General features: G+C 39.5%; 20 protein-coding genes. 14 read left to right on the forward strand and 6 right to left on the reverse strand.

Features of this window, described 5'->3' with window-relative positions; genetic code table 11:
- Window positions 1-7: 7 nt before the first annotated feature.
- Both JMN32_RS24165 and JMN32_RS24170 read right to left on the reverse strand, forming a co-directional pair.
- On the reverse strand, window positions 8-331 hold the full coding sequence (locus JMN32_RS24165) for a hypothetical protein (protein WP_202858957.1): 324 nt from the start codon (window positions 329-331) through the stop codon (window positions 8-10).
- A 245-nt stretch (window positions 332-576) separates the two neighbouring features.
- A complete protein-coding gene (locus JMN32_RS24170) occupies window positions 577-1,077 on the reverse strand; it encodes a hypothetical protein (protein WP_202858958.1) in 501 nt (166 codons plus the stop codon).
- Window positions 1,078-1,186: 109 nt separating this feature from the next.
- Here JMN32_RS24170 and smc point away from each other — a divergent pair, with 109 nt between their 5' ends.
- Both smc and JMN32_RS24180 read left to right on the forward strand, forming a co-directional pair.
- Complete coding sequence (gene smc / locus JMN32_RS24175) at window positions 1,187-4,732, forward strand: chromosome segregation protein SMC (RefSeq protein WP_202858959.1); 3,546 nt, start codon at window positions 1,187-1,189, stop codon at window positions 4,730-4,732.
- Between the two features lie 249 nt (window positions 4,733-4,981).
- Window positions 4,982-5,521 (forward strand): YfiR family protein, encoded by a 540-nt coding sequence (locus JMN32_RS24180; RefSeq protein ID WP_202858960.1) that lies wholly within the window; start codon window positions 4,982-4,984, stop codon window positions 5,519-5,521.
- 27 nt (window positions 5,522-5,548) lie between these two features.
- On the opposite strand, the gene JMN32_RS24185 is transcribed toward JMN32_RS24180, so the two are convergent.
- Complete coding sequence (locus JMN32_RS24185; RefSeq protein ID WP_202858961.1) at window positions 5,549-6,289, reverse strand: TrmH family RNA methyltransferase; 741 nt, start codon at window positions 6,287-6,289, stop codon at window positions 5,549-5,551.
- Window positions 6,290-6,304: 15 nt separating this feature from the next.
- On the opposite strand from JMN32_RS24185, the gene tamL reads away from it, so the two are divergent.
- Window positions 6,305-8,734: a translocation and assembly module lipoprotein TamL gene (tamL, locus tag JMN32_RS24190; protein ID WP_202858962.1), complete on the forward strand. Its 2,430-nt coding sequence runs from the start codon at window positions 6,305-6,307 to the stop codon at window positions 8,732-8,734.
- A gap of 66 nt (window positions 8,735-8,800) precedes the next feature.
- On the opposite strand, the gene JMN32_RS24195 is transcribed toward tamL, so the two are convergent.
- Window positions 8,801-10,903, reverse strand: a complete 2,103-nt coding sequence (locus JMN32_RS24195) for an alpha-ketoacid dehydrogenase subunit alpha/beta (RefSeq protein ID WP_202858963.1) — start codon at window positions 10,901-10,903, stop codon at window positions 8,801-8,803.
- Window positions 10,904-11,110: 207 nt separating this feature from the next.
- Here JMN32_RS24195 and hemF point away from each other — a divergent pair, with 207 nt between their 5' ends.
- Together hemF and JMN32_RS24210 are read left to right on the forward strand one after the other, a co-directional pair.
- On the forward strand, window positions 11,111-12,004 hold the full coding sequence (hemF, locus tag JMN32_RS24205; RefSeq protein ID WP_202858964.1) for an oxygen-dependent coproporphyrinogen oxidase: 894 nt from the start codon (window positions 11,111-11,113) through the stop codon (window positions 12,002-12,004).
- A gap of 38 nt (window positions 12,005-12,042) precedes the next feature.
- Window positions 12,043-12,621 carry a phosphatase PAP2 family protein gene (locus JMN32_RS24210; RefSeq protein WP_202858965.1) on the forward strand — a complete coding sequence of 193 codons (579 nt, stop codon included), beginning with the start codon at window positions 12,043-12,045 and terminating at the stop codon, window positions 12,619-12,621.
- Here JMN32_RS24210 and JMN32_RS24215 read toward each other — a convergent pair.
- Window positions 12,618-13,205 carry a riboflavin synthase gene (locus JMN32_RS24215; RefSeq protein ID WP_202858966.1) on the reverse strand — a complete coding sequence of 196 codons (588 nt, stop codon included), beginning with the start codon at window positions 13,203-13,205 and terminating at the stop codon, window positions 12,618-12,620. The two genes, JMN32_RS24210 and JMN32_RS24215, sit on opposite strands and share 4 nt — an antisense overlap.
- A gap of 233 nt (window positions 13,206-13,438) precedes the next feature.
- Here JMN32_RS24215 and cysS point away from each other — a divergent pair, with 233 nt between their 5' ends.
- Window positions 13,439-14,938 (forward strand): cysteine--tRNA ligase, encoded by a 1,500-nt coding sequence (gene cysS, locus JMN32_RS24220; protein ID WP_202858967.1) that lies wholly within the window; start codon window positions 13,439-13,441, stop codon window positions 14,936-14,938.
- Between the two features lie 31 nt (window positions 14,939-14,969).
- Window positions 14,970-15,191 carry a membrane protein insertion efficiency factor YidD gene (yidD, locus tag JMN32_RS24225; protein WP_317191804.1) on the forward strand — a complete coding sequence of 74 codons (222 nt, stop codon included), beginning with the start codon at window positions 14,970-14,972 and terminating at the stop codon, window positions 15,189-15,191.
- Window positions 15,192-15,193: 2 nt separating this feature from the next.
- Here yidD and JMN32_RS24230 read toward each other — a convergent pair whose 3' ends face one another.
- Window positions 15,194-15,820, reverse strand: a complete 627-nt coding sequence (locus JMN32_RS24230; RefSeq protein WP_202858968.1) for a T9SS type A sorting domain-containing protein — start codon at window positions 15,818-15,820, stop codon at window positions 15,194-15,196.
- Between the two features lie 185 nt (window positions 15,821-16,005).
- On the opposite strand from JMN32_RS24230, the gene JMN32_RS24235 reads away from it, so the two are divergent.
- From JMN32_RS24235 to hisD, 7 genes are all read left to right on the forward strand, one after another.
- Entirely contained in the window at window positions 16,006-17,019 is a 1,014-nt protein-coding gene (locus tag JMN32_RS24235) for an amidohydrolase family protein (RefSeq protein WP_238354603.1), read from the forward strand.
- A complete protein-coding gene (locus JMN32_RS24240; RefSeq protein ID WP_202858969.1) occupies window positions 17,012-17,635 on the forward strand; it encodes a hypothetical protein in 624 nt (207 codons plus the stop codon). Before JMN32_RS24235 ends, JMN32_RS24240 begins: the two co-directional genes overlap by 8 nt.
- Before the next feature lie 100 nt (window positions 17,636-17,735).
- The gene (trhO, locus tag JMN32_RS24245; RefSeq protein ID WP_202858970.1) at window positions 17,736-18,764 is read left to right on the forward strand and encodes an oxygen-dependent tRNA uridine(34) hydroxylase TrhO; all 1,029 of its coding nucleotides are present in this window, start codon (window positions 17,736-17,738) and stop codon (window positions 18,762-18,764) included.
- Window positions 18,764-19,297: a molybdopterin adenylyltransferase gene (gene mog, locus JMN32_RS24250; protein ID WP_202858971.1), complete on the forward strand. Its 534-nt coding sequence runs from the start codon at window positions 18,764-18,766 to the stop codon at window positions 19,295-19,297. Before trhO ends, mog begins: the two co-directional genes overlap by 1 nt.
- A 3-nt stretch (window positions 19,298-19,300) precedes the next feature.
- On the forward strand, window positions 19,301-20,281 hold the full coding sequence (locus JMN32_RS24255; RefSeq protein WP_202858972.1) for a M23 family metallopeptidase: 981 nt from the start codon (window positions 19,301-19,303) through the stop codon (window positions 20,279-20,281).
- A 235-nt stretch (window positions 20,282-20,516) separates the two neighbouring features.
- Complete coding sequence (hisG, locus tag JMN32_RS24260; RefSeq protein ID WP_202858973.1) at window positions 20,517-21,377, forward strand: ATP phosphoribosyltransferase; 861 nt, start codon at window positions 20,517-20,519, stop codon at window positions 21,375-21,377.
- A 25-nt stretch (window positions 21,378-21,402) separates the two neighbouring features.
- A complete protein-coding gene (hisD, locus tag JMN32_RS24265) occupies window positions 21,403-22,686 on the forward strand; it encodes a histidinol dehydrogenase (RefSeq protein ID WP_202858974.1) in 1,284 nt (427 codons plus the stop codon).
- The last annotated feature ends 3 nt before the right edge of the window (window positions 22,687-22,689 follow it).

A 22,689-nucleotide genomic window follows, 5' to 3' on the forward strand; every position in this document is an offset into this window, starting at 1 on the left:
AATAGTTTTACTTGATTTCAGTGGTCACTTCCTTCCTACAACCTGAATTGTCTTGTATGACAATCAAGTAAGTGCCTGGCTGAAGATCAGTTATCCGGGTTAGGTTAATATTTAGTTTATTCTTGGAACGTTTGTCGCCAATAACAGAAATGTTAAAGGGCTTACGCCCTCCTTCTATTATAAGGTCTATAGAACCGTTACTCAGTCCGTGACTGGTATTCTTTATATTGTATTCTACAGATACTATTTCACATGGCTCATCGTTCTGGGAAAAACCGTCAGTAACAAATAAACATATTGAGATGCTCAATACTAGAATTAACTTTCGCATGGATACCACAAAAAATTTCTTTCAATATATATAGTTAAAAAAATTAAAGTAACCGACTATAGACATTTTGAACTATTCCGACATAATATCAAAAAGTAAAGATGTAGCTTTAATTGGTTTTTTCAAATAATAATACTTATCAAGGGTTCAATTTAGTCATATGAGCAATATTTCATAATAAAAAACCCAGTTTTTACAAAATATCGATCTAGGAATAATCTAAAATAAGATTAATTCAAGTTTAATTAATATTTTCTATTGATTATTTCACTTAAGATGATCGCTTTACGTGCCCCATCTTCGTCTTGAAGCATCTCTAAAACCTCGCTGGCCATGGTATTCTCATCTTCAGTTTCATATGGCTTGAAATGATCCATCCTCTCCAGGGGCTCATCCAAACTGACTAATTCATCAAGTGTCTTTAGCTTCTGAGCCTCATTGACCGACCTATTGTAAGTTTCTTGAATTTGATCACCTACATATTCCTCCTCATATGAATATGCTTCTTCCTGATGCGTATATCCAGACTCAGGTTTAGGTTCTTGGTGAACTGGTCTATCCTCTCCTGTAAATTCTCGAAGTAGCTCCTCAAAGGTAAGCGTCTTCTCCGTTTTTCTGGTGGGCGTATCCATGGACTCAGTTTGATCTGACGAGGTAGGCTGACTGCCCTCTTTCTTACTTTTTAAAACCCTAGAAAGTATGGCAATTGCAATAAATATGATATAAAGTATTAATTCGATATCCATGGTTTAACAAATTTATCATTTTTAATTTTAAATTTGTTGCCTTTGCTTTGATTAATAATGTTATTAGTTGATGGTCAGGGCAATCAAATTTTTTAATTAGTTTTAGTGAATGCAACTTTCCAAGCTAGAGATCAAGGGTTTTAAAAGTTTTGGTGATAAGGTAACCATAAATTTTGATGAGGGGATTACCGGGATTGTTGGACCAAACGGTTGCGGGAAATCTAACATTGTTGATTCTATCCGCTGGGTGCTAGGAGAACAGAGTAGTAGAACCCTACGCTCTGAGAAAATGGAAAATGTTATCTTCAATGGAACAAAAAAGCGTAAACCCACCCAACTCGCTGAAGTTTCACTAACCTTTAATAATACAAAGAATTTACTACCAACTGAATATTCACATGTAACCATCACAAGACGCTATTATAGGACAGGTGATAGTGAATATTTACTCAATGGAGTGACTTGTAGGCTAAAAGACATTACAAATCTATTTTTAGATACCGGTATTGCCTCTAACAGTTATGCTATCATAGAGTTAAAAATGGTGGATGACATCCTTAATGATAAGGATAACTCCAGAAGAGGACTTTTTGAAGAAGCTGCGGGAATATCAAAATTCAAAAAAAGGAAGAAAGAAACTCTTAAAAAGCTACAAGATACTGATGCAGACCTGGAGCGTGTTGAAGACCTGCTTTATGAAATAGAGAAAAACATGAAATCTCTTGAGCGACAAGCCAAGCAGACTGAAAAATATTATAAATTAAAGGAAGAATATAAAAAATCAAGCATTCTTTTAGCTAAGCTTACAATCAGCAAGCATACAGAAAGCTATCAAAAGCTCAATAAGCAGATTGAATCCGAAAACGACAAGAAGATAAGTCTTAATAAGCAGGTTAGCGAAAAAGAAGCCGGTCTGGAAAAGTCAAAGGCCGAACTTATTAATAAAGAGAAGACGCTCTCGTCCAGGCAAAAGACACTCAATGAACATGTAAATAAAATCAGACAGTACGAGAGTGAAAAGAAAATAAAAAATGAGCGTCTTCGTTTCCTGAATGACAAGTCTGAAAGTCTGAGAGATCAAATTGAGCAAGATAGAAAAAGTAATGAAAGGGCTAAGTTCAGTGTTGAAAGCCTTACCCATGAAAGAAGCTCCGCTCAAAAGATATTTAGTGAAATAGAACAAAAAGTAGCTTTTCTACGAGAGGACTATGAAGTACAGAAAAGGAAAACTTCTCAACTCCAGGAAGAAACTGACACTCTACGAAAAATTCAGAAAAACAAACAAGAAGAAGTTTATCAGCTAAAAAAATCTGTTGAGATCAAAGAGCTCCAGCTCTCTAGCTTGAAGCAAGAGCTTGAAAAAACAGCTACAGATACAAGTCAACAGAGCGCCAGCTTAGTAGAATTTGACAAAAAAGTTAATACGCTTTCAGAACAGTTAGCTGTTAAAAATAAGGAACTTCAAAAACTACAGGCTACGGAAGAGGACATTCAGTACAGAATGGAAGCAACCTCCAAGACCATAGAAGTTATCAGAGAAGAGTTAACCCAGACCAACCGGAAGCTTGATGCTAGACAAAATGAATATAATCTAACCAAATCACTGGTTGAAAACCTTGAGGGTTTCCCTGAAGCTATCAAGTTTTTGAAGAAAAAAGCCGGATGGAAAAAGAATGCGCCCCTCCTTTCAGATATTCTAACTTGTGATGACGAATATCGTGTAACCATCGAAAATTATCTAGAGCCATACCTTAATTATTATGTTGTAGACCAAGAAGCCGAAGCATATGAGGCTATCAACATACTAAGTGATGCCGCCAAAGGAAAGGCTAATTTCTTCATCCTTGACTCATTTGAGAAATTCACACCTTCCGACACCAAACTTTACAATAATGCCTTTCCTGCTACTGAGATCATGGAGTATGATACCAAATACAGGAAATTAATGGGGCATATTCTTGATAGGGTTTATATACTCGAAGGGGATTACAAAAACATACCTCAGGATGATGAGAATATATTCATCACCAAAAGTGGTAAGGTAACCAGGCGTAGATTCAGTATTTCCGGAGGATCGGTTGGACTTTTTGAAGGAAAAAAAATAGGAAGAGCCAAAAACCTTGAAAAACTTGAGAAAGAAATAAAGCTGCTCTCAAAAAAACTTGATGAAGTGCAACAAAGCCTTGGCGAAAAGCAAAAGGAACTTGAAAAGCTAAAGGCAAGTACACGAAAGCAGGAAATTGAAGAGCTCAGAGAAGAGATCAAGCTCATTAATGAGGAGTACATTTCCATTAAAACCAAGCAGGAACAATTCAGCCAAATGCTTTCTGATGCAGATATGCGTAAGGAAGACATTATTGCTAAAATAGAGGAGCTTACCGATGCAATTAGCATAGACAAGCCTAAAGCTGAAAAAGAAGAGAACGAGCAGCAGGAAAAAGAGAGCAGACTGAGTCAGTTGCTTTCTGATCTCAATGAACAAAATGAGCTTTTAACAGAAAAGTCATCTGCCTTTAACGAGCAGAATATTTTCTATCACCAGCAAGAGAACAGAGTTAAGAGCATTGAGCAAGAGATTGAATACAAGCAGGACGCCTTTGAAAATAGTAAAGCCAGAATAGAAAAAAACCAAGAAGAGCTGAAGCAAAATGAGGCGGAAATCAAACAACTGGTAGAAAGGGCGGAAACCAGTGACGATGAACTCATAGCCATGTACGATGAAAAAGAAAGCATCGAACAAGGTGTAAATGAAGCTGAAAAAGAGTACTACGCCGCCAGAGGGGACATTGACGAGCTTGACAAAACTGCCAGGGAGATACAAAGAAGCCGCGAGAGTATTGACACACTTCTGATGGAACTTCAAAATAAGCTCAATGAAACAAAACTGGAACTGAGTGCTGTTAAGGAAAGACTCTCTGTTGAATTTAACATCAATCTGGATGACTTGATCGAAGACGAGGAAACTGACACACCTACAGAAGAAACTCCCGATGAAGAAACTCTGCACGAGGACGTTGCCAAAATCAAGGATAAACTGGAGAAAATGGGGCCAATCAATCCCATGGCCATGGAGGCTTACCAGGAAATAAAAGAGAGAAATGACTTTATCTCCTCTCAACGTGAGGATCTTTTTAAAGCCAAGGACTCCTTGCTCACTACTATTGACGAAATTGATACCGTAGCAAAAACCACCTTCATAGAGGCTTATGAAAAAATTAAGGAGAACTTTATGAAAGTTTTCAGAAGTCTGTTTACTGAAGAAGATGATTGTGACCTAAGGTTAAGCGACCCTGAAAACCCATTAGAATCGAGCATTGAGATCATTGCCAAGCCAAAAGGTAAACGTCCGCTTACTATCAACCAATTGTCGGGGGGTGAGAAAACATTAACCGCCACCTCTCTCCTGTTTGCGATCTACTTACTAAAACCAGCACCATTCTGTATTTTTGATGAAGTTGATGCGCCTCTTGATGATGCAAATATTGATAAATTCAACCAAATCATTAAGAAGTTCTCAAAGGAATCTCAGTTCATAATTGTTACCCATAATAAGCGTACTATGGCCAGTACAGACGTCATCTATGGTATTACAATGATCGAACAAGGTGTATCGAGAGTAGTACCCGTTGACTTACGTGAACTGGCAGATGAATAACCTCCATTACTATAACCACATTTAAATCAGCGCTTTCCCCAGAAAGGGTCTCGGGGTTACCCCTGAGACATCTTCTTTTGAGAGTTATTAACATATTAATAATACCCACATAAAGCATCAAAATTCAACACACACATGCATTTCAGAAGGTGTTTCTCTGATATTTCATTTTAAGAAAACACCCTGAAAGAAATGGCTTATTTACACGCCAAATTTGATATATCATTTTCAACCAAAACAATATATCAAATGAAATCCACCCAAACCTCCTTCTCAATTTATATGACGCTCATTCTATTCGTCATGGCTAGTATAAATGCAAATGCGCTTACAAAAAAAGAAAGAAACACAAAAGAAGACCGTGTCAAGGGACTCGTAATTTTTTCAATGATCAAGTATGTTCAATGGCCTGAAGCCAATAAAGAACTTATCATAGGAATATTATCAGATGATAAAGAAATGATTGACTTGTTTAACGAAATGGCTTCCAGTCGGTCTAACTCTCACAAAAGGATTATTGTCAGGTCATTCTCAACTCTTGGAGAGGCTACTCAACATTCAAATATTCTCTTTATTCCAAATGAAAACAGCGCAATGTTCGAAGCTTACACAAAAGACATCCAAAATGTTTTGATTATTACCGAGAAAGAAGGGTTATGCCAACACGGCAGTGCAATCAATCTCATAACAGTTAATGGAAAGCTAAGATTTGAAATCAACAGAAAAGCTGTTGAACAATCCACATTAAAGGTTTCTTCAAAACTCACAGAAATGGGTATTGAAGTTTAGTTGTGGCTAACTAAATTCCGGAGGAGCCTATTGGCTTCTCCTTATATTATCACAAATTATGGCAGTTGCCATAGCCACATTCAAAGACTCCGCCTTTCCATACCGAGGAATAGTTATTTTTTTTGTCAGACACCTCAGAACGTCAGCTGAAATGCCATTTGCTTCATTACCCATTACAAGAATTCCTCCTTTTTCAAATGAGGAATTATGAACATCTCCTCCTTCCATTGCTGCCCCATATATGCACAATTGGCTCTTACTCAAAAACTCAGGCAAATCAGCATAGTAAATATTAACCCTACAAAATGAACCCTTAGAGGCCGCGATTACCTTCGGGTTATAAAAATCTGCTGTCTGAGCAGAAGCTAAAACCGTATCAATCCCATACCAATCTGCAATGCGCAAAATTGTACCCAGGTTTCCCGGGTCATTGATATCATCCAAGGCTATAGCCCACTCATCAGGCTGCAGCCTTATTTCTCTTTGAGGCTTCATGTTAACCACTGCAATTGCCGCATCATTGGTTTTTAATGTTCCCAGACTTGCAAGCTGTTTTGCAGAAGTCTCTATTATCTCCAGTTGATGGGATAGCAATGACGTATGACCATTGATAAATTGCTCTGTGGCAATTAACTGCTTAAGCTCATAATCAGAATTCAACACTTCAAGCACACTTTTTGCTCCCTCCACCAAAAAGCATTGTTCTTGTTTCCTGTATTTCTTTAATTGCAATGATTTAATGAACTTCGCATTACTTTTTGAGACCATAATTAGCTTTTGAATTTGAGGATAGCCCTGTACTTAGCACTTTTTTTAGTTATTGGTATAGTCACTTCCGGGTGTCTGGGGACCAAATATCTGAAAGATGATGAAAAATTGCTGTATAAACAGAAAATAAAAGGTGCCAAAAACATTGATAAGGAAGAACTTGCCCAACTTTATGCTCAAGAGCCCAACAGACAGTTTCCAATAATTCCTTTTTCTCCCTATGTATGGTTCTACTATTGGGGACTGGATAACTATGATGTTGCAGAATATGAAGCCAAACGTGAAGCTGTCAAAGTCAAGTACAACTCAAAAATTGCCCTAGCCAAAGAAAAAGACAAAACACGTAAAATTGTACATCTGGAGAAAAAGAAAAGAAGGAGAATAGCCAAGATTGATAAAACAATTCAGGAAGGGAACGTATTAATGCGCTGGGGTGAACCTATTGCTGTATTTGACTCAACTCTCGCTGAACAAACTATGGGCAGGCTCAAACTCTACCTTAATTCCAAGGGTTATTTTCAAGCCAAAGTAGATACTTCCATTGATGTCTCTAACAAAAACATCTCAATCACCTACTTATTGAACCAAGCTGACCCATATCGCATCGATACACTATTCTCTCAAACTGGTGACAGTGCCATTAATAAAATACTGAAGCGAAACAAAGCCAAAAGCTATTTGATAGAAGGTGAAAATTATGACCAAAATAACTTAACAAAAGAACGAGAAAGAATAGACCTTTTGCTAAAAGATAACGGGTATTTCGACTTCAGTAGACAATATGTCGAGTTCAACATAGATACCGCGTTGATGGGAGACAAGAAGATCGCAATCCAAACCGTAATCAATAAACCCTCAAAACGTGGATATCATAAGGTATTTACTGTTGGTGCGGTTAATCTTACCACAGATGCTGATATCAGCCTGATACCCGACTCTTTAAGAACAGAAAAAAAGTACCGAGGCATTACATATCGCTACCATAACTATCAGTACAATGAAAAAATACTTAGTCGACGGATATTTATCAAAAAAGACAGTGTATACAGCAAATCAAATACCTTTAGTACACAAAGGCAGCTTGCCAACCTGGACCACTTCCGGTTCATTAATATCCACTACGACTCATCTGGAGGCAAGCTCATAGCCAACATATTTACCAGCCCCCTGAACCGCTACCAATGGACCAATGAAGTTGGCATTAATGTAACACAAGGCTTTCCTGGACCTTTTTACAACCTCTCCTTCAAAAAAAGAAATGTATTTAAAGGCCTTGAAATATTTGAGATCAACGGACGTATCGGTATCGAGGGTGTGGCTCCAGCCACCGAAGTGAACGATGTTTATACTAGTGTGGAAGCCGGCATTAATGCCACACTGACATTTCCTCAATTTGTACTTCCATTAAGCACTCGTGCCAAAGAAAAACTGGGTAGAGTAAATCCTAAAACCAGATTATTGGCAGGTTATACCTATACCGATAGACCTGAATATATACGGAAGAACACTAATTTTTCAAATACCTACTCATGGCAAAACGAGAATCGTGGGCTTTTTAGCTTCACTGCCACAGATGTCAGTATAATCAACTCCAACCTTGATTCCGCCTTTCTGGGTACCCTGTTGGCCTTGGAGAGAAATGGAAACAGGCTTATCAACACGTTCAAGCCTTCTTTTGTGAGTAGTATGACGCTCAGTGCCACCTGGAACTTTAATAGCTATGGCCTTAACTTTACCAACTCATCATTCCTCAAGGCTTATATTGAAAGTGGTGGCACCAGCCTGAATTTCATTGGCACGAAAACCTTGGAAAAAGAAGATCTGGAGTACTATAAATACATAAAACTTAATGTAGACTACAGAAAGATTCACCCTGCCAATAAAAACACCACTATTGCCTACAGGATCAATGCCGGATTCGCCAAACCCTATAGTGATAACCGGATTTTACCTTACGAAAAGTACTTCTTTGCCGGGGGGAGTAACGGTATCAGAGCCTGGAGACCCAGGCGATTAGGGCCTGGCTCGTATACCCCACTAGACTCAAGCGACGACAAAGTACGTATTAGTTACAACTTTGAGCAACAGGGTGAAATACTTCTGGAAGGAAGCTTTGAATTAAGAAAAAACCTCATTGGGTTTATAGATTATGCAGCATTCATTGATTTCGGCAATATTTGGACCATACAAGAAGATCCCTCACGAGAAGGGGCTCAATTTAAATTTGATCGTTTTTATAAAGAAATCGCGATAGGTACGGGCCTTGGACTCCGCTTTGATTTCTCATTCCTCGTACTGAGACTCGACGCCGGGTTAAAAATCTACGATCCTGCCAGACCTGAGAATAAGCGTTTTATCTTGTCGAAGGGCTTTTACGATCCACCCTTCACTCCAAGCGCCGCAGAATCAGTAGTATTCAACATCGGAATTGGGTATCCTTTCTAAGTATTAAGCAACAAAAAAGTGCTTCTGTATAATGGCAGAAGCACTTTTATTATCAATTTCAGGTAATTAATACGCAAGCAAACTCTCCAATGCATCTGCCACCTTATCAGCATTCGGCAACATTTTCTTTTCAAGATCCACATTTAATGGGATTGCCGGTAGGTTAGCCGCTCCAAACGTTTGAACCGGTGCATCTAAATACTCAAAACATTCCTTTGAGATTCTGCCTGCCAACGATTCTGCAAATGAATTCATTATTGGCTCTTCCGTAAGCACCAAGGCCCTACTATGCTGTTTAACGCTCGCCTGGACAGCATCCCAGTCAAGAGGGTTAAGCGTTCTTAAGTCAAGGATTTCAATTCTTCCTGCATATTTTTTAGCCGCTTCTTTAGCCCAATAGACCCCCATACCATAGGTAATCACCACCAAAGACGATTCCGTTTCCATTTTCTGCTCATCCGCTTCAAGGACTTTGTTTGCTTTGCCCAAAGGAATAATATAATCCTTGTCAGGCTCATGTGTTTTGGCATCCCCAGTACCTGGCACTTTAGACCAGTAAAGCCCCTTATGCTCCAACATGACTACAGGGTTGGGATCATGGAAAGCAGCTTTCATAAGGCCCTTCATATCCGCAGCATTAGACGGATACACCACCTTTATTCCCCTTATATTCAACAGAGTAGACTCTACGCTTCCTGAGTGATACGGCCCACCTCCTCCGTAGGCTCCTATAGGTACCCTGATCAATGATTGTATAGGAAATTTACCTTTCGATAAGTAACAACTTTTCGACAGTTCTTCTACCAATTGATTAATACCCGGCCAAATATAGTCTGCAAATTGTATTTCAACGATTGCCTTGGCACCCACAGCTGACATACCAGCCGTTGATCCCACAATATAAGCTTCCTGAATCGGGGTATTGAATATCCTTTCATCACCATACTTTTGTGCTAATGTAGCTGCTTCCCTAAATACACCTCCAAGTGTACCCCCAACATCCTGGCCATAAAACAACGCCTCGGGATGATTCTTTAGAATATCATCTACTGCATGAAGAGCAGCATCGACCATTACTACCTTTTCAGCACCCTTAGGCTTACGCTCACCCTTTTCTTCAATTATTGGCGTTTGTGCAAACTCATGACTATCAAAATCATTGATATCAGGATCAGGAGAATTTAGTGCATGTTCATAATCCTTGGCAACTGTATCAAATGCAGCATCAGCACGCTCCTTCAGGCTTTTCTTAGTTTCCCCCGTTTCCAGAAGGTATTTTTCAAGTATCGGCAATGGGTCAATCTGGGCATGGAGCTTAAGATCATTATCACCTCTATACCATTCCTTTCTTACCCCTGAGGTATGATGCCCTAACAAAGGGCATTTAGCATGTACCAAAATAGGCCCTTTACGATCCCTTGCATACTTATACGCCTTTTTCATCCCTTGATAAGAGTCCACAAAGTCAGACCCGTCAACCCTCATCCGCTCCATTCCTTTAAAGCCCGCCGCAAACTCGTAGGCATCCATTGTCCTCATCTCCTTACCAGTAGCAGAAATACCCCAATCATTATCCTGAACCAGATAAACAATGGGTAATTTTTTCAATACTGACATCTGGAAAGCTTCAGAAACTTCTCCTTCTGTGACTGAGCCATCTCCCAACGAGCATAATACAACGGGTTTATCTTTTCCCTCCAAAAGCCCCTGACTCTCGAGATATTTAAGACCATGGGCCATGCCTGTTGCTGGTATGGCCTGCATACCTGTAGCTGAACTCTGATGTGGAATAGTTGGGAACCCATCCCTTTTCAAAGAGGGATGCCCATAATAAGTTCGTCCACCAGAAAAAGGATCATCAGCCTTACCCATTAATTGAAGCATCAATTCATAGGGCTGCATACCAATACCTAAGAGAATCGACTCATCTCTATAGTAGAGAGATGCAAAATCGTAACTCTCAAGCTGCATTCCAGCAGCCAGCTGAATAGCCTCATGTCCTCGCGACGTACTGTGAACATACTTACTGCATACCTCCTTATTCTCATCGTAGGTTTCAGCCATCCTTTTAGAAGTACACATCAGCTGATAAGCCTTAAGTATGATCTCCTGATTAATTTTCGGTCGTTTAACTTTTTTTGCAGGGTTAGCTTCTCTTGTTGAGGGCATATATTTTATCTTTTTTCTTCTGATAAAGTTTATGAATAATCTATCTCCAAACAAACGATCATTTGTAATACAATCGTTTGCGAATTTACGGAATTTATAAAAAAAGACCTGTGTGAATTAAGAATTTAGACCTCTTAAAATCATAGATGTAAAGAGATCAGAACAAAGGGCATGGGTTAAGTAAAATAGATTCAATACTTTTGCTGCATGCTAACTAAAGAAGAGATCACAGACTGGTTTAAAAATCTCCAGGACAACATTTGCAAAGAGCTCGAAGAAGCTGACAGCGCAGGGAAATTCAGAGAGGATCTTTGGAAACGCGAAGGCGGTGGTGGCGGAAGGTCACGTACTATTGCCGATGGTGACGTTATTGAAAAAGGTGGCGTTGGTTTTTCAGCTGTTCATGGAGATACTCCCGAAAACATACTAAAAGCCCTTCAATTGGAAAAATCTGGTTTTTATGCCACAGGAGTTTCCATTGTATTGCACCCTAAAAACCCACGTGTACCCATCATTCACATGAATGTACGTTACTTTGAAATGACCAATGGCACTTGGTGGTTTGGTGGCGGAATTGACCTTACGCCTCATTACATTGATAAGAATGATGCCAGGTATTTCCATGAAAAACTGAAGTCAGTATGTGATAACCATGATGCTTCTTACTACAGCAAATTCAAAAAATGGGCTGATGACTATTTCTATATTAAACACCGCAATGAAACCAGAGGCATCGGCGGAATATTTTTTGACAGACTGGGCGCAGAACAGCCAAAATCAAAAGAAGAACTGTTCGACTTTGTGAAAGAGGTTGGCAATAGCTTTGCTCCTATTTACACCTATTTCATGAACAAAAATAAAAATATGAGCTATGGTGAGCGAGAGAAGCAGTGGCAAATGTTACGCCGTGGCAGATATGTTGAGTTCAATCTGGTATGGGATAAAGGTACCAAATTTGGACTTGATACTGGTGGGCGTACAGAGTCCATTCTCATGAGTTTACCACCACAAGCCAACTGGCTTTATGACTATAAGCCAGAAAACAACTCTGAAGAAGCCCAAACACTGGAACTTTTGAAAAAGGATATCGATTGGGCCTGAACTTCAAATAACCAAGCATCTCAAGATTAGTTAACAACATGCTCGAATCACTGATTGAACTAGACAAAGAGCTCTTCTTTTTTCTGAACAGCCTTCATACCAAAGGATTGGACCAGATTATGTATTGGATCTCAGATAAACTAATTTGGATTCCTTTTTACGCATGGATATTGTATCTGATCATAAGAGAATATAAGTGGAAAGCAATCATTTGGCTAGCTGGTATCGGACTGGCTATAACAGCTTCAGACCAGATCCTCTCAGGAATAATGAAGCCTTTTTTTGAAAGATACCGTCCCTCTAGAGACCCGCAATTGGAAGGTTTAGTCCACATTGTAAATGGATATACAGGTGGCAGATATGGTTTCGCATCATCACATGCAGGTAATGCATTTGCACTTGCCACCTTCCTATATTTTCTATTTAGAGAGAAGTACCATTGGATAGGCTGGCTTTTCGCATGGGCAGCCATCGTATCATATTCCAGAATTTACCTTGGTGTTCATTTCCCCGGAGATATACTAACCGGAGCCATCATCGGTGCGCTGATGGGATACCTGTTCTTCAAACTTAGCCATACAATAAAGAACAGACACTATCCTGAAACAATAACCTAACCTTTAGCCAAAAGACGCTGCACATATTTGCCAACAATATCAAACTCAAGGTTAACAATACTACCAACTTTCACCTCCTTCATGTTGGTGTGCTCATAGGTATAAGGAATAATAGCTACACTAAAAGCTCCTTCACGGGAGTTAAAACAGGTTAGACTAATACCGTTGATAGTAATTGACCCCTTCTCAACAGTCACATTACCTAAAGAAGCATCATATTCAAAGCCAAATACCCAGCTTCCCTCCTCTTCCTTAATACTTTTACAGATACCTACCTGATCTACATGTCCCTGCACGATATGTCCGTCAAACCTACCATTATTCAACATGCAGCGCTCAAGATTAACATATGTACCAGGTTTAATGGACCCTATGCTGGTTTTTTTCAATGTCTCATCAATAGCTGTAACCCAGTGTCTGTTGGCTTCAGCTTTGGTTACAGTAAGACAAACCCCATTATGAGCAACACTTTGATCTACCTTTAACTGATCGGAAATACTACTCTCAACTTCAAAATGTTTATTAGTTCCCTCTGTTTGAATTGTCTTAACCGTACCCAGAGCTTCTATTATTCCTGTAAACATGTGCTTTTTGTTATTCTTTCTGCTAAGATAACCCAACCAAACTGAGAAAAAAACACGAACTCATCTTCCTATACTTGGATTGAAGACGGATTTTATTCGCCTGATGGTAAGCAATATTACCCTTTCTTTCACATGAACCTAAAAAAACTACGGTAACTAATTTTTGATGCCAGTCGTTTATGATAACTTTGAAGCGTGAAATTTTGCCTCGACCGGCATCAAATTTTAATTTAATGACCTCAAAAGAAAAGTATCCGATCACCCTGTACAATACCTTATCAGGGAAAAAAGAAGTGTTTAACCCCATTCATCCTGACCACGTCGGCATGTATGTATGCGGCCCTACAGTTTACAGCGATGTCCACCTCGGTAATATAAGGACTTTCATGTGTTTTGATGTCATTTACAGATACCTCATGTATATTGGGTATAAAGTAAGGTATGTGCGAAATATCACTGACGTAGGGCATCTTGAAAATGATGCAGATGAAGGTGAAGACAAAATTGCCAAAAAGGCCCGGCTACAACAGCTTGAGCCAATGGAAATTGTACAACAATACACTAACGGCTTTCATCATGTGCTGGATCAATTCAACCTTATGCCTGTAAGTATTGAACCAAGTGCTACCGGCCACATCATGGAACAAATAGAAATGGTACAAAACCTGATAAACAATGGCTATGCCTATGAGATAAATGGTTCAGTATACTTCGATGTATCCAAATACGATAAGGCCCACAATTACGGTAAACTATCCGGACGGAAAATAGAGGAATTGATGGAAAGTGGCCGATCCCTTGACAGTCAGGATGAAAAAAGAAATAAGATTGACTTTGCAGTGTGGAAAAAAGCCTCCCCTACCCATATTATGAGATGGAACTCTCCTTGGGGAGAAGGTTTTCCGGGGTGGCATCTGGAATGTACAGTTATGAGTACTAAGTATCTTGGAGAATCTTTTGATATTCACGGCGGAGGAATGGACCTAGTATTCCCTCACCACGAATGTGAGATCGCTCAGTCCATAGGCTCAACCGGAAAAGACCCTGTCAAATACTGGTTACATTCCAATATGCTCACAGTAAATGGTCAGAAAATGAGTAAATCTCTTGGAAACTCATTCCTGCCACATCAGCTTTTCTCAGGAGACCATGAACTGCTGGACAAAGGATACAGCCCTATGGTAGTTCGCTTTTTTATGTTGCAATCGCACTACTCCAGCACGCTGGATTTTTCTAACGAAGCGCTACAAGCAGCCGAAAAGGGTTATAAAAGGTTAATGGAAGGATTTAAAATCTCTAATAACCTTAAACACAATAGTGGTCAAACTGATAGCGACCTTGAGAATAAAACCAAAGAACTGATCGATGACTTATTCAAAAACATGAGTGATGACTTCAATACAGCTAAAACACTAGCCGTACTTTTTGAGATCACCACCATGATGAACAATTTCAAAGCTGGCAACTTAAAAGTAAGCCAACTTTCAAAAGAAACATTTGATGAGCTTATTGTTCAATATCAAGGTTTTATAACTGACGTACTGGGTATTAATGAAGAGAAAGAAAGTAGCAATGACTTACTTAATGGCGTGATTGATGTACTAATCAACCTACGTCAAAATGCAAAAGAAGCTAAAAACTATCAGTTATCTGATAAGATCAGGGATGATTTAAAAGACCTTGGTGTTATCTTAAAAGATAGCAAAGAGGGTACAGAGTACTCGTTATCGTAAGAGAACTTATAAATTACGCTACTTGAAGCTGATTAAACTAATATTTATTATCCCTATCCGGTTCTATCAACTGGCAATAAGTCCCTTGCTAGGCTCTAACTGCAGACACACACCGACCTGCTCAAGTTATATGATAGAGTCCATAGAGGTGTGGGGACCATTCAAAGGAACATGGCTCGGGTTAAAAAGAATATCCCGATGCCACCCTTGGGGTACTAGTGGTTATGACCCTGTACCCAAAAAAGAGAAATAGTCTTATTTAACCACTATTTTCATACGCAAAACATCAGGGGCATCTATAATCTCGATAAAATAATTGCCTTCTTCAAGAGGAAGTAGCTCTATTACCTCCGTATCCTTTTGCAGTACTTGGTCAAACTGATGTACTCCATTAATGGTAAAAACAGATACTTTAGAACCTCTTGATATTTCCTTATTGAATTTCAGCTTTATATTCGTGTTAGGCAAAAGTGTATTGGGATATACTACTAAATCTTCAAGATCACGGTAGTACATAGTTACTTTAACCGGTTTGGAGTAAGTATACTCTTCCCCACCATCCTCTACTTTTAACCTGTAGTATGCAGAACTCCATTTAGGGATAAGCCCTTTCAAACTGTATTCTAAAGCATTATTTCCTTTTAGATAATCCAAAACTGTCCAGGTTTCTGCAGACCTGCTTGTTTCAATGATAAAATCAAGGCTATTTACACCCGAGGCCGTACCCCAGCTAAAATCCAGCGTGTAACCATTCTTCACCACATTGAAATAAGTCACCTGATCAACTTTATGACAATCCGCCTGAGCAAAAGAATTAATTTCATAAATTGACGAAGCAATGAAAATCAGTATTTTTATACCTGAAGAAACAAAAGCACTCATGATTCAAAAAACTAACCATGTAATATCCGTGTAATATATTGTAATATAATAAATAAAAACCGATCTATATAATATCCTCCTCGAAATATCCATGCACTTCCCGATTTCAAATTATACCAAACTTATGCTGCCATAAACATCCATTTTAATAGATTTGTGAGATTGGCAAAACCTTATCTACAATTATGCTGAAAATAGACATGCACACCCATATTATTCCCGAACATATGCCCAATTGGACAGAAAAGTTTGGTTATGGGGATTTCATATACCTACAGCATCATAAACAAGGATTTGCCAAGATGATCAAGGGCAATCAGTTTTTTCGAGAAATAGAAGAAAATTGCTGGAATCCTGATTTGAGGATCAAGGAATATGAGCAATTCAATACCCAGGTACAGGTAGTCTGCACCATTCCTGTAATGTTTTCTTACTGGGCTAAACCTGAAGATTGTCTGGACCTGTCAAGATTCCTGAATGATCATATCGCTGAACTGGTCAATAACCATCCTAAAAATTATATTGGTCTGGCTACCGTTCCAATGCAGGATAGTGACCTTGCTATAAAAGAGCTTGAAAGATGTAAAAAACTAGGTTTTCCAGGAATACAGATAGGAAGCAACATCAATGATGAGAACCTAAGTGAAGAACGCTTTTTCCCTATTTTTGAAGCCTGCCAAGAACTAGATCTTGCAGTAATGGTTCACCCCTGGAATATGATGGGTATGAAAAACATGACCAAATACTGGCTTCCCTGGCTGGTAGGTATGCCGGCAGAAACATCGAGGGCTATCTGCTCTATGATTTTTTCGGGCGTACTCGAAAAGCTACCTGACCTGAGGGTGAACTTCGTTCATGCGAGTGGATCATTTCTGGCTACAATAGGTCGTGTAGAGCACGGGTTCAACTGCCGGCCTGACCTGGTAGCTATAGATAACCCTATTAATCCTAGAGAGTACCTTGGCAAATTCTGGGTGGACTGTATCACTCATGACCCTAAAATGCTACAATATGTACTGGATCTGCAAGGTTCTAAAAAGGTAACTTTAGGATCTGACTACCCCTTCCCATTGGGCGACCTTGAAATTGGCAGGTTTATTGAGGACATGCAGTTACCAAAAGAAACTGTTGAAGATATATTTTGTAACTCAACACTTGAATGGCTCAAGATAGACAAGAGAGACTACATAGATGTATAAGATTATTTTATTGTTGATTGCCTGTTCTTTTTCATTTGCAGGCATAGCTCAGGTTACCGAAGAAGACCGAGTACAACAACTTCTTCGTGATCAGGAGCAGGCTAAGCATGCGGAATTAATGAGGCTAATGGACCAGGGTATAGAGCTGATGGATGAAGAACAATATGAAGAGGCTAACCTCAAGTTCAAGGAAGTTCTTAATACCGCTAAAGTTGTGCCTACTGAACTTTGCTTTTTCTTTGGCAAGAACTCATTCTATATGGGTAAGTACCGTCAAAGTATTGATTGGCTCAACAAATACATTGAATTAAAGGGCACGAAAGGTCAATATTATGAGGAGTGTGTTGATTATTTGGATAAGTCCAATGAGGCCTTTCTAACCGTTAGACAAGAAGAGAGAAAAGAGGTTCACAACATACTTACAACAAACTATGACATAGACTGCGGCCCTTCTGGCAAAGTTGTATGCCCTGTCTGCAAAGGCAAAGCAGTAATTATAACAAAAGGCGCCTTTGGTGATTCCTACAAAGCCTGCCCTTATAGTGACGACCACGGATATCTCACCTGTGAGGAATATAATAAACTTCTAAGGGGCGAGCTGGAACCCAAAAACTAACACTTTGCCGACTTTTTGATAAATCATGTCATTCGGGTATTGACGTTTGTCTATTGATAATTGTTATATTTGCGAGTTGAAACTAAATCATTCTTGCAAAATGATATTGCACAATAGAGTAGACAGAAGAATCCTTAAAAAAAAATTAAGGGAGAGTAACGAAAAGAGAGTTACATTATCCTTTTACCGGTATATTCAGCTTGCCGAACCGGAAGAATATCGTAATCAACTATTCCTGGACTTTAGCAATCTTGGAGTTTTTGGTCGAATTTATGTAGCCCACGAGGGTGTTAATGCCCAAATTAGTGTGCCTGAAGAGAAATTCGAAGCCTTCAAAAGCTACATTTCCAACTCTCCCGAGTTAAACGGAATCAGGTTAAATATCGCTATAGATGATGATGGAAAATCCTTCTTCCAACTAAAAATACAAATTAGAAACAAGATTGTAGCTGACGGGCTTAATGATAACACTTTTGATGTTACTGATCGAGGCACTCACCTTTCTGCTGAAGAATTCAACAAACTGGCAAATGATCCTGACACTGTGATCGTAGATATGAGAAATCACTACGAAAGTGAAGTTGGTCACTTCCAAGATGCAATTTGCCCTGATGTAGATACCTTCAGAGAATCTCTCCCCATTGTGGAAAAGATGCTTGAAGACAAGAAAGAAAAAAACATAGTAATGTACTGCACCGGAGGTATCCGATGCGAAAAAGCAAGTGCCTACTATAAACATAAAGGCTTTAAAAATGTTTTTCAACTGGATGGTGGTATTATAGAATACGCCCGACAAGTAAAAGGTCAAGGACTTGAAAACAAGTTCCTAGGTAAGAACTTTGTGTTTGACGAAAGACTTGGTGAAAGAATCTCAGAAGAGGTTATCAGTACGTGCCACCAGTGCGGACAACCATGCGATGACCATACCAACTGCAAAAATGATGGTTGTCATCTTTTATTTATCCAGTGCAAGGAATGCGCTGAAAAACATCAGGGGTGTTGCTCTACCGAATGTAAAGACATCATCAATCTACCTGAAGAAGAGCAAAAAGAAATTAGAAAAGGACTAAACAAGGGCCGGCAAGTATTTAAAAAAGGTCGCTCTGAAAAACTTCTCTTTAAAAAATAATGCAAAAAGCTAGAATAGGTATAATCAATGTATCTGACCGAGCCAGTCAGGGTATTTATGAAGACACTCCTGGGAAAGCTATTGTAGCAACTCTGGAAGAATTCGTTACCTCTGACTGGGAATCAGAATATATAGTTTTACCCGATGAACAAGACCAGCTGGAAAAGGCCATGATAGAGATGGCAGATAAAAAAAGCTGTTGCCTGATCATCACCTGTGGAGGAACTGGTCCGGCTAAAAGAGACGTAACCCCTGAGGCTACTGAAGCAGTTTGCGACAAGATGATGCCTGGTTTTGGAGAGTTAATGCGACAGGAAAGCTTGAAGTATGTACCCACTGCTATTCTATCACGACAGACAGCGGGTATTAGAAATCAAACTTTAATTGTTAACTTACCTGGGAAACCAAAAGCAATTCGAGAGTGTTTAGACGCTGTATTCCCGGCAATACCTTACTGTATAGATCTGCTGGAAGGCCCATATATCGAATGCAATGAACAATTTGTAAAGGTATTCAGGCCCAAACAACATTAGAACATGGCACGAATAAAGTACTATTACGATACAGAAACTTGTAAATACGAGCGAGTTAAGGTTAAAATGCAGGATGTGGTCCTTAACTTTTTAGGTTTAGCGTCACTCATTGTAGCAGTGGCTGCCGGGCTTCTCATGTTATACAACAGCTATTTTGAATCACCTAAAGAAGTGATGTTGAAAAACGAGGTTTCTGAGATGGAGTACTACTACGAACACCTCAACGAGGAAGTTTCCAAGCTGAACCAGATACTTGCTGCTCTTGAAAAACGAGATGATGACGTTTACCGTGTAGTACTAGGGGCTGAACCTATTGACCCGTCTATCAGGGATGCTGGTATCGGTGGTGTAGACCGTTATAGTGAAATTCGCAACAAGAATATTGATCATAAAGATCTGATATTATCGCTTAATGAGAGTGTTGACAAACTAAGAAGGAAAATGTATATCCAGTCAAAAAGCTACGACGATATTGTTGAGCTGGCGGATAATAAAGCTAAAATGTTTGCTGCAATTCCTGCTATTCAACCGATCTCCAACAAAGAACTCATTAGGTTGGCCTCAGGTTTTGGCTACCGTGTTCACCCAGTATACAAAGTTAAAAAGCTGCATACTGGTATAGATTTCTCAGCTCCTATAGGAACTCCAATCTATGCTACGGCTGATGGCACGGTTGCCAAGGTCAAGGTTAGGTTCAGCGGTTATGGAAAGCTGGTAGAAATAGATCATGGTTTTGGTTTTAAAACCAGATATGCACATATGCATGAGTTTGAAGTTAGAGAAGGACAAAAAGTTAAGCGAGGGCAGATCATTGGCTATGTAGGAAACACTGGACTTTCCACGGCCCCTCATCTTCACTATGAGGTGATCAAAGGAAGCAAAAAGATCAATCCTGTTCACTATTTCTTTAATGATCTTAACCCGGATGACTACGAAAAAGTAATTGAACTGGCCTCCATTGAGAACCAGTCATTAGGCATGTAATTTTCTAATTTTCAAAAAAAATTTGGATGCCAAGAAACAATTAACTTTATTCGCATCAATAGCAAAGACAAATGACATTATTCACTAGTACATATCATCATCACCATCATCATTTCAACATCGATCTGATGCATGGTAGATATATGTTTTAGCTAGAGATATAAACTATTTTAAGTAAAACAAAAAAGGCTTGCCATGTGGCAAGCCTTTTTTATTTGGTCAAATTTTCAAAGTTATGAGTAAAAAAATCAGAATCGCAGTACAAAAATCCGGCAGACTTCAAGAGCAATCTGTCAAGCTACTAAAGGAATGTGGGCTTTCATTTAGTAACGGACCTAATCGCCTGAAAACAGAAACCTACAATTTTCCTGCTGAGATCCTATTCCTCCGGGATGATGATATTCCCCAATACGTTGAAGACAACGTTGCTGATATCGGCATTGTAGGTGAAAATGTATTTATAGAAAAACAAAAGGACATCTCACTGATTGAAAGGCTGGACTTTTCAAAATGTCGTTTATCTATAGCCGTCCCCAGAGAGAAAGATTATGAAGGTATAGCAAGTATTAACGGTAAAAAAATTGCCACCTCCTACCCTAACATTGTACAACAGTTTCTAACTGAAAATAACATAACAGCAGAAATACACGAAATCAGTGGCTCTGTCGAGATCGCCCCTGGTATTGGACTGGCAGATGCCATTTGTGATATCGTAAGCACGGGAAGTACACTCTTGAGCAATGGGCTTAAAGAGGTTGAGACCGTAATGAAATCAGAAGCTGTACTTATAGCCAATAATACGCTTGATGCAGAAACTCAGGTACTACTAGAGAAACTTATATTCAGAATCAAGGCAGTAAACACTGCAAAAAACAACAAATACCTGCTACTTAATTCACCCAATGATTCTATTGAGGCTATAACAAAAGTGCTTCCAGGTATGAAAAGTCCTACAGTAACCCCATTGCAACAGGAAGGGTGGTCATCTCTCCATTCTGTTGTCAATGAAAATGAGTTTTGGGAAATTATAGACCAACTCAAGGCTCTCGGGGCTCAGGGTATATTAGTTGTACCCATTGAAAAAATGATCATTTAAGAATAACCATTAGAAAGACCATAACATGAATATCATAAAATACCCACAAATATCAGAACTCGATAGCGTTTTGAAGCGCCCGGTTTTTGAAGCTGATTTTCTCGACAGTATTGTGAAAAATATTCTCGCCAGAGTTCGTCAGGGTGGAGACCAGGCCTTATTGAAGTTCAACGAACAATTTGACAAAGTAAACCTTACCCAACTGGCCGTGACAGATGAAGAGAAAAGTGAAGCGGCCGGCCAACTGAGTGATGAGCTGAAGTCAGCTATTCAAACCGCCCTCAATAACATCAGAAAATTTCACGAAGCACAAGTCAGGGAAGAAGTAAAAATTGAAACCTCAAAAGGTGTTACGTGCTGGAGAAAAGCTATACCCATTGAGAAAGTAGGTATCTATATACCCGGTGGTACTGCTCCATTATTCTCAACTGTTCTTATGCTGGGTGTGCCCGCTTCTATCGCCGGATGCAAAGAGATTGTATTATGCACACCTCCGGGATCAGGTGGAAAAATCCACCCGGCAATCTTGTATACAGCAGAGCTTATTGGTATATCAAATATCTATAAAACGGGAGGAGCACAGGCTATTGCCGCTATGGCTTATGGCACGGAAAGTATTTCAAAAGTAGACAAGATATTTGGTCCGGGAAACCAATACGTAACCGCTGCTAAACAGCTTGTGAGTATGGAGGGCACTGCAATTGACATGCCTGCTGGTCCGTCCGAACTAGCAGTAATTGCGGACAGCTCATGTAACCCCGCATTTGTAGCTTCTGATTTGTTATCACAGGCAGAGCATGGCCAGGATAGTCAGGTAGTACTCATTTGCCCTGTAGAAGATATCATAGAAAAAATACGGAAGGAGATTGATAGCCAACTAGCGCAACTAAACCGAAAGGAAATAGCCAAAGCAAGCCTGCTCAATAGCAAAGCCATCCTGGTCAAAGACCTTGATGAAGCTATGCAGGTGAGCAATAGATACGCTCCCGAACACCTGATCCTAGCCACTGAAAATGCTTTGAGTCTAGCTGGAAAAGTAGTTAATGCCGGGTCAGTATTTATAGGTAACTATAGCCCTGAATCAGCCGGGGACTATGCATCAGGGACAAACCACACCTTGCCAACCAATGGTGCTGCCAGAGCCTATAGTGGTGTATCATTAGACAGTTTTATGAAACAGGTAACTTTTCAGGAAATAACAAGGGAAGGCTTAGCCGATCTTGGTCCGGCAATCGAGGCCATGGCTGAAGCAGAACAATTAACCGCTCACAAGAATGCAATCAGTATACGACTGTCAGAAATGAATTAGTTA

It is taken from the genome of Fulvivirga marina (genome assembly GCF_016775155.1).
GTDB lineage: Bacteria > Bacteroidota > Bacteroidia > Cytophagales > Cyclobacteriaceae > Fulvivirga > Fulvivirga marina.

Excerpts from the sequence above, each read along its gene's own strand:
- JMN32_RS24165 (WP_202858957.1), bottom strand. The coding sequence starts at position 331 with ATGCGAAAGTTAATTCTAGTATTGAGCATCTCAATATGTTTATTTGTT.
- JMN32_RS24170 (WP_202858958.1), bottom strand. The coding sequence starts at position 1,077 with ATGGATATCGAATTAATACTTTATATCATATTTATTGCAATTGCCATA.
- smc (WP_202858959.1), top strand. The coding sequence starts at position 1,187 with ATGCAACTTTCCAAGCTAGAGATCAAGGGTTTTAAAAGTTTTGGTGAT.
- JMN32_RS24180 (WP_202858960.1), top strand. The coding sequence starts at position 4,982 with ATGAAATCCACCCAAACCTCCTTCTCAATTTATATGACGCTCATTCTA.
- JMN32_RS24185 (WP_202858961.1), bottom strand. The coding sequence starts at position 6,289 with ATGGTCTCAAAAAGTAATGCGAAGTTCATTAAATCATTGCAATTAAAG.
- JMN32_RS24195 (WP_202858963.1), bottom strand. The coding sequence starts at position 10,903 with ATGCCCTCAACAAGAGAAGCTAACCCTGCAAAAAAAGTTAAACGACCG.
- hemF (WP_202858964.1), top strand. The coding sequence starts at position 11,111 with ATGCTAACTAAAGAAGAGATCACAGACTGGTTTAAAAATCTCCAGGAC.
- JMN32_RS24210 (WP_202858965.1), top strand. The coding sequence starts at position 12,043 with ATGCTCGAATCACTGATTGAACTAGACAAAGAGCTCTTCTTTTTTCTG.
- JMN32_RS24215 (WP_202858966.1), bottom strand. The coding sequence starts at position 13,205 with ATGTTTACAGGAATAATAGAAGCTCTGGGTACGGTTAAGACAATTCAA.
- cysS (WP_202858967.1), top strand. The coding sequence starts at position 13,439 with ATGACCTCAAAAGAAAAGTATCCGATCACCCTGTACAATACCTTATCA.
- JMN32_RS24230 (WP_202858968.1), bottom strand. The coding sequence starts at position 15,820 with ATGAGTGCTTTTGTTTCTTCAGGTATAAAAATACTGATTTTCATTGCT.
- JMN32_RS24235 (WP_238354603.1), top strand. The coding sequence starts at position 16,006 with ATGCTGAAAATAGACATGCACACCCATATTATTCCCGAACATATGCCC.
- JMN32_RS24240 (WP_202858969.1), top strand. The coding sequence starts at position 17,012 with ATGTATAAGATTATTTTATTGTTGATTGCCTGTTCTTTTTCATTTGCA.
- trhO (WP_202858970.1), top strand. The coding sequence starts at position 17,736 with ATGATATTGCACAATAGAGTAGACAGAAGAATCCTTAAAAAAAAATTA.
- mog (WP_202858971.1), top strand. The coding sequence starts at position 18,764 with ATGCAAAAAGCTAGAATAGGTATAATCAATGTATCTGACCGAGCCAGT.
- JMN32_RS24255 (WP_202858972.1), top strand. The coding sequence starts at position 19,301 with ATGGCACGAATAAAGTACTATTACGATACAGAAACTTGTAAATACGAG.
- hisG (WP_202858973.1), top strand. The coding sequence starts at position 20,517 with ATGAGTAAAAAAATCAGAATCGCAGTACAAAAATCCGGCAGACTTCAA.
- hisD (WP_202858974.1), top strand. The coding sequence starts at position 21,403 with ATGAATATCATAAAATACCCACAAATATCAGAACTCGATAGCGTTTTG.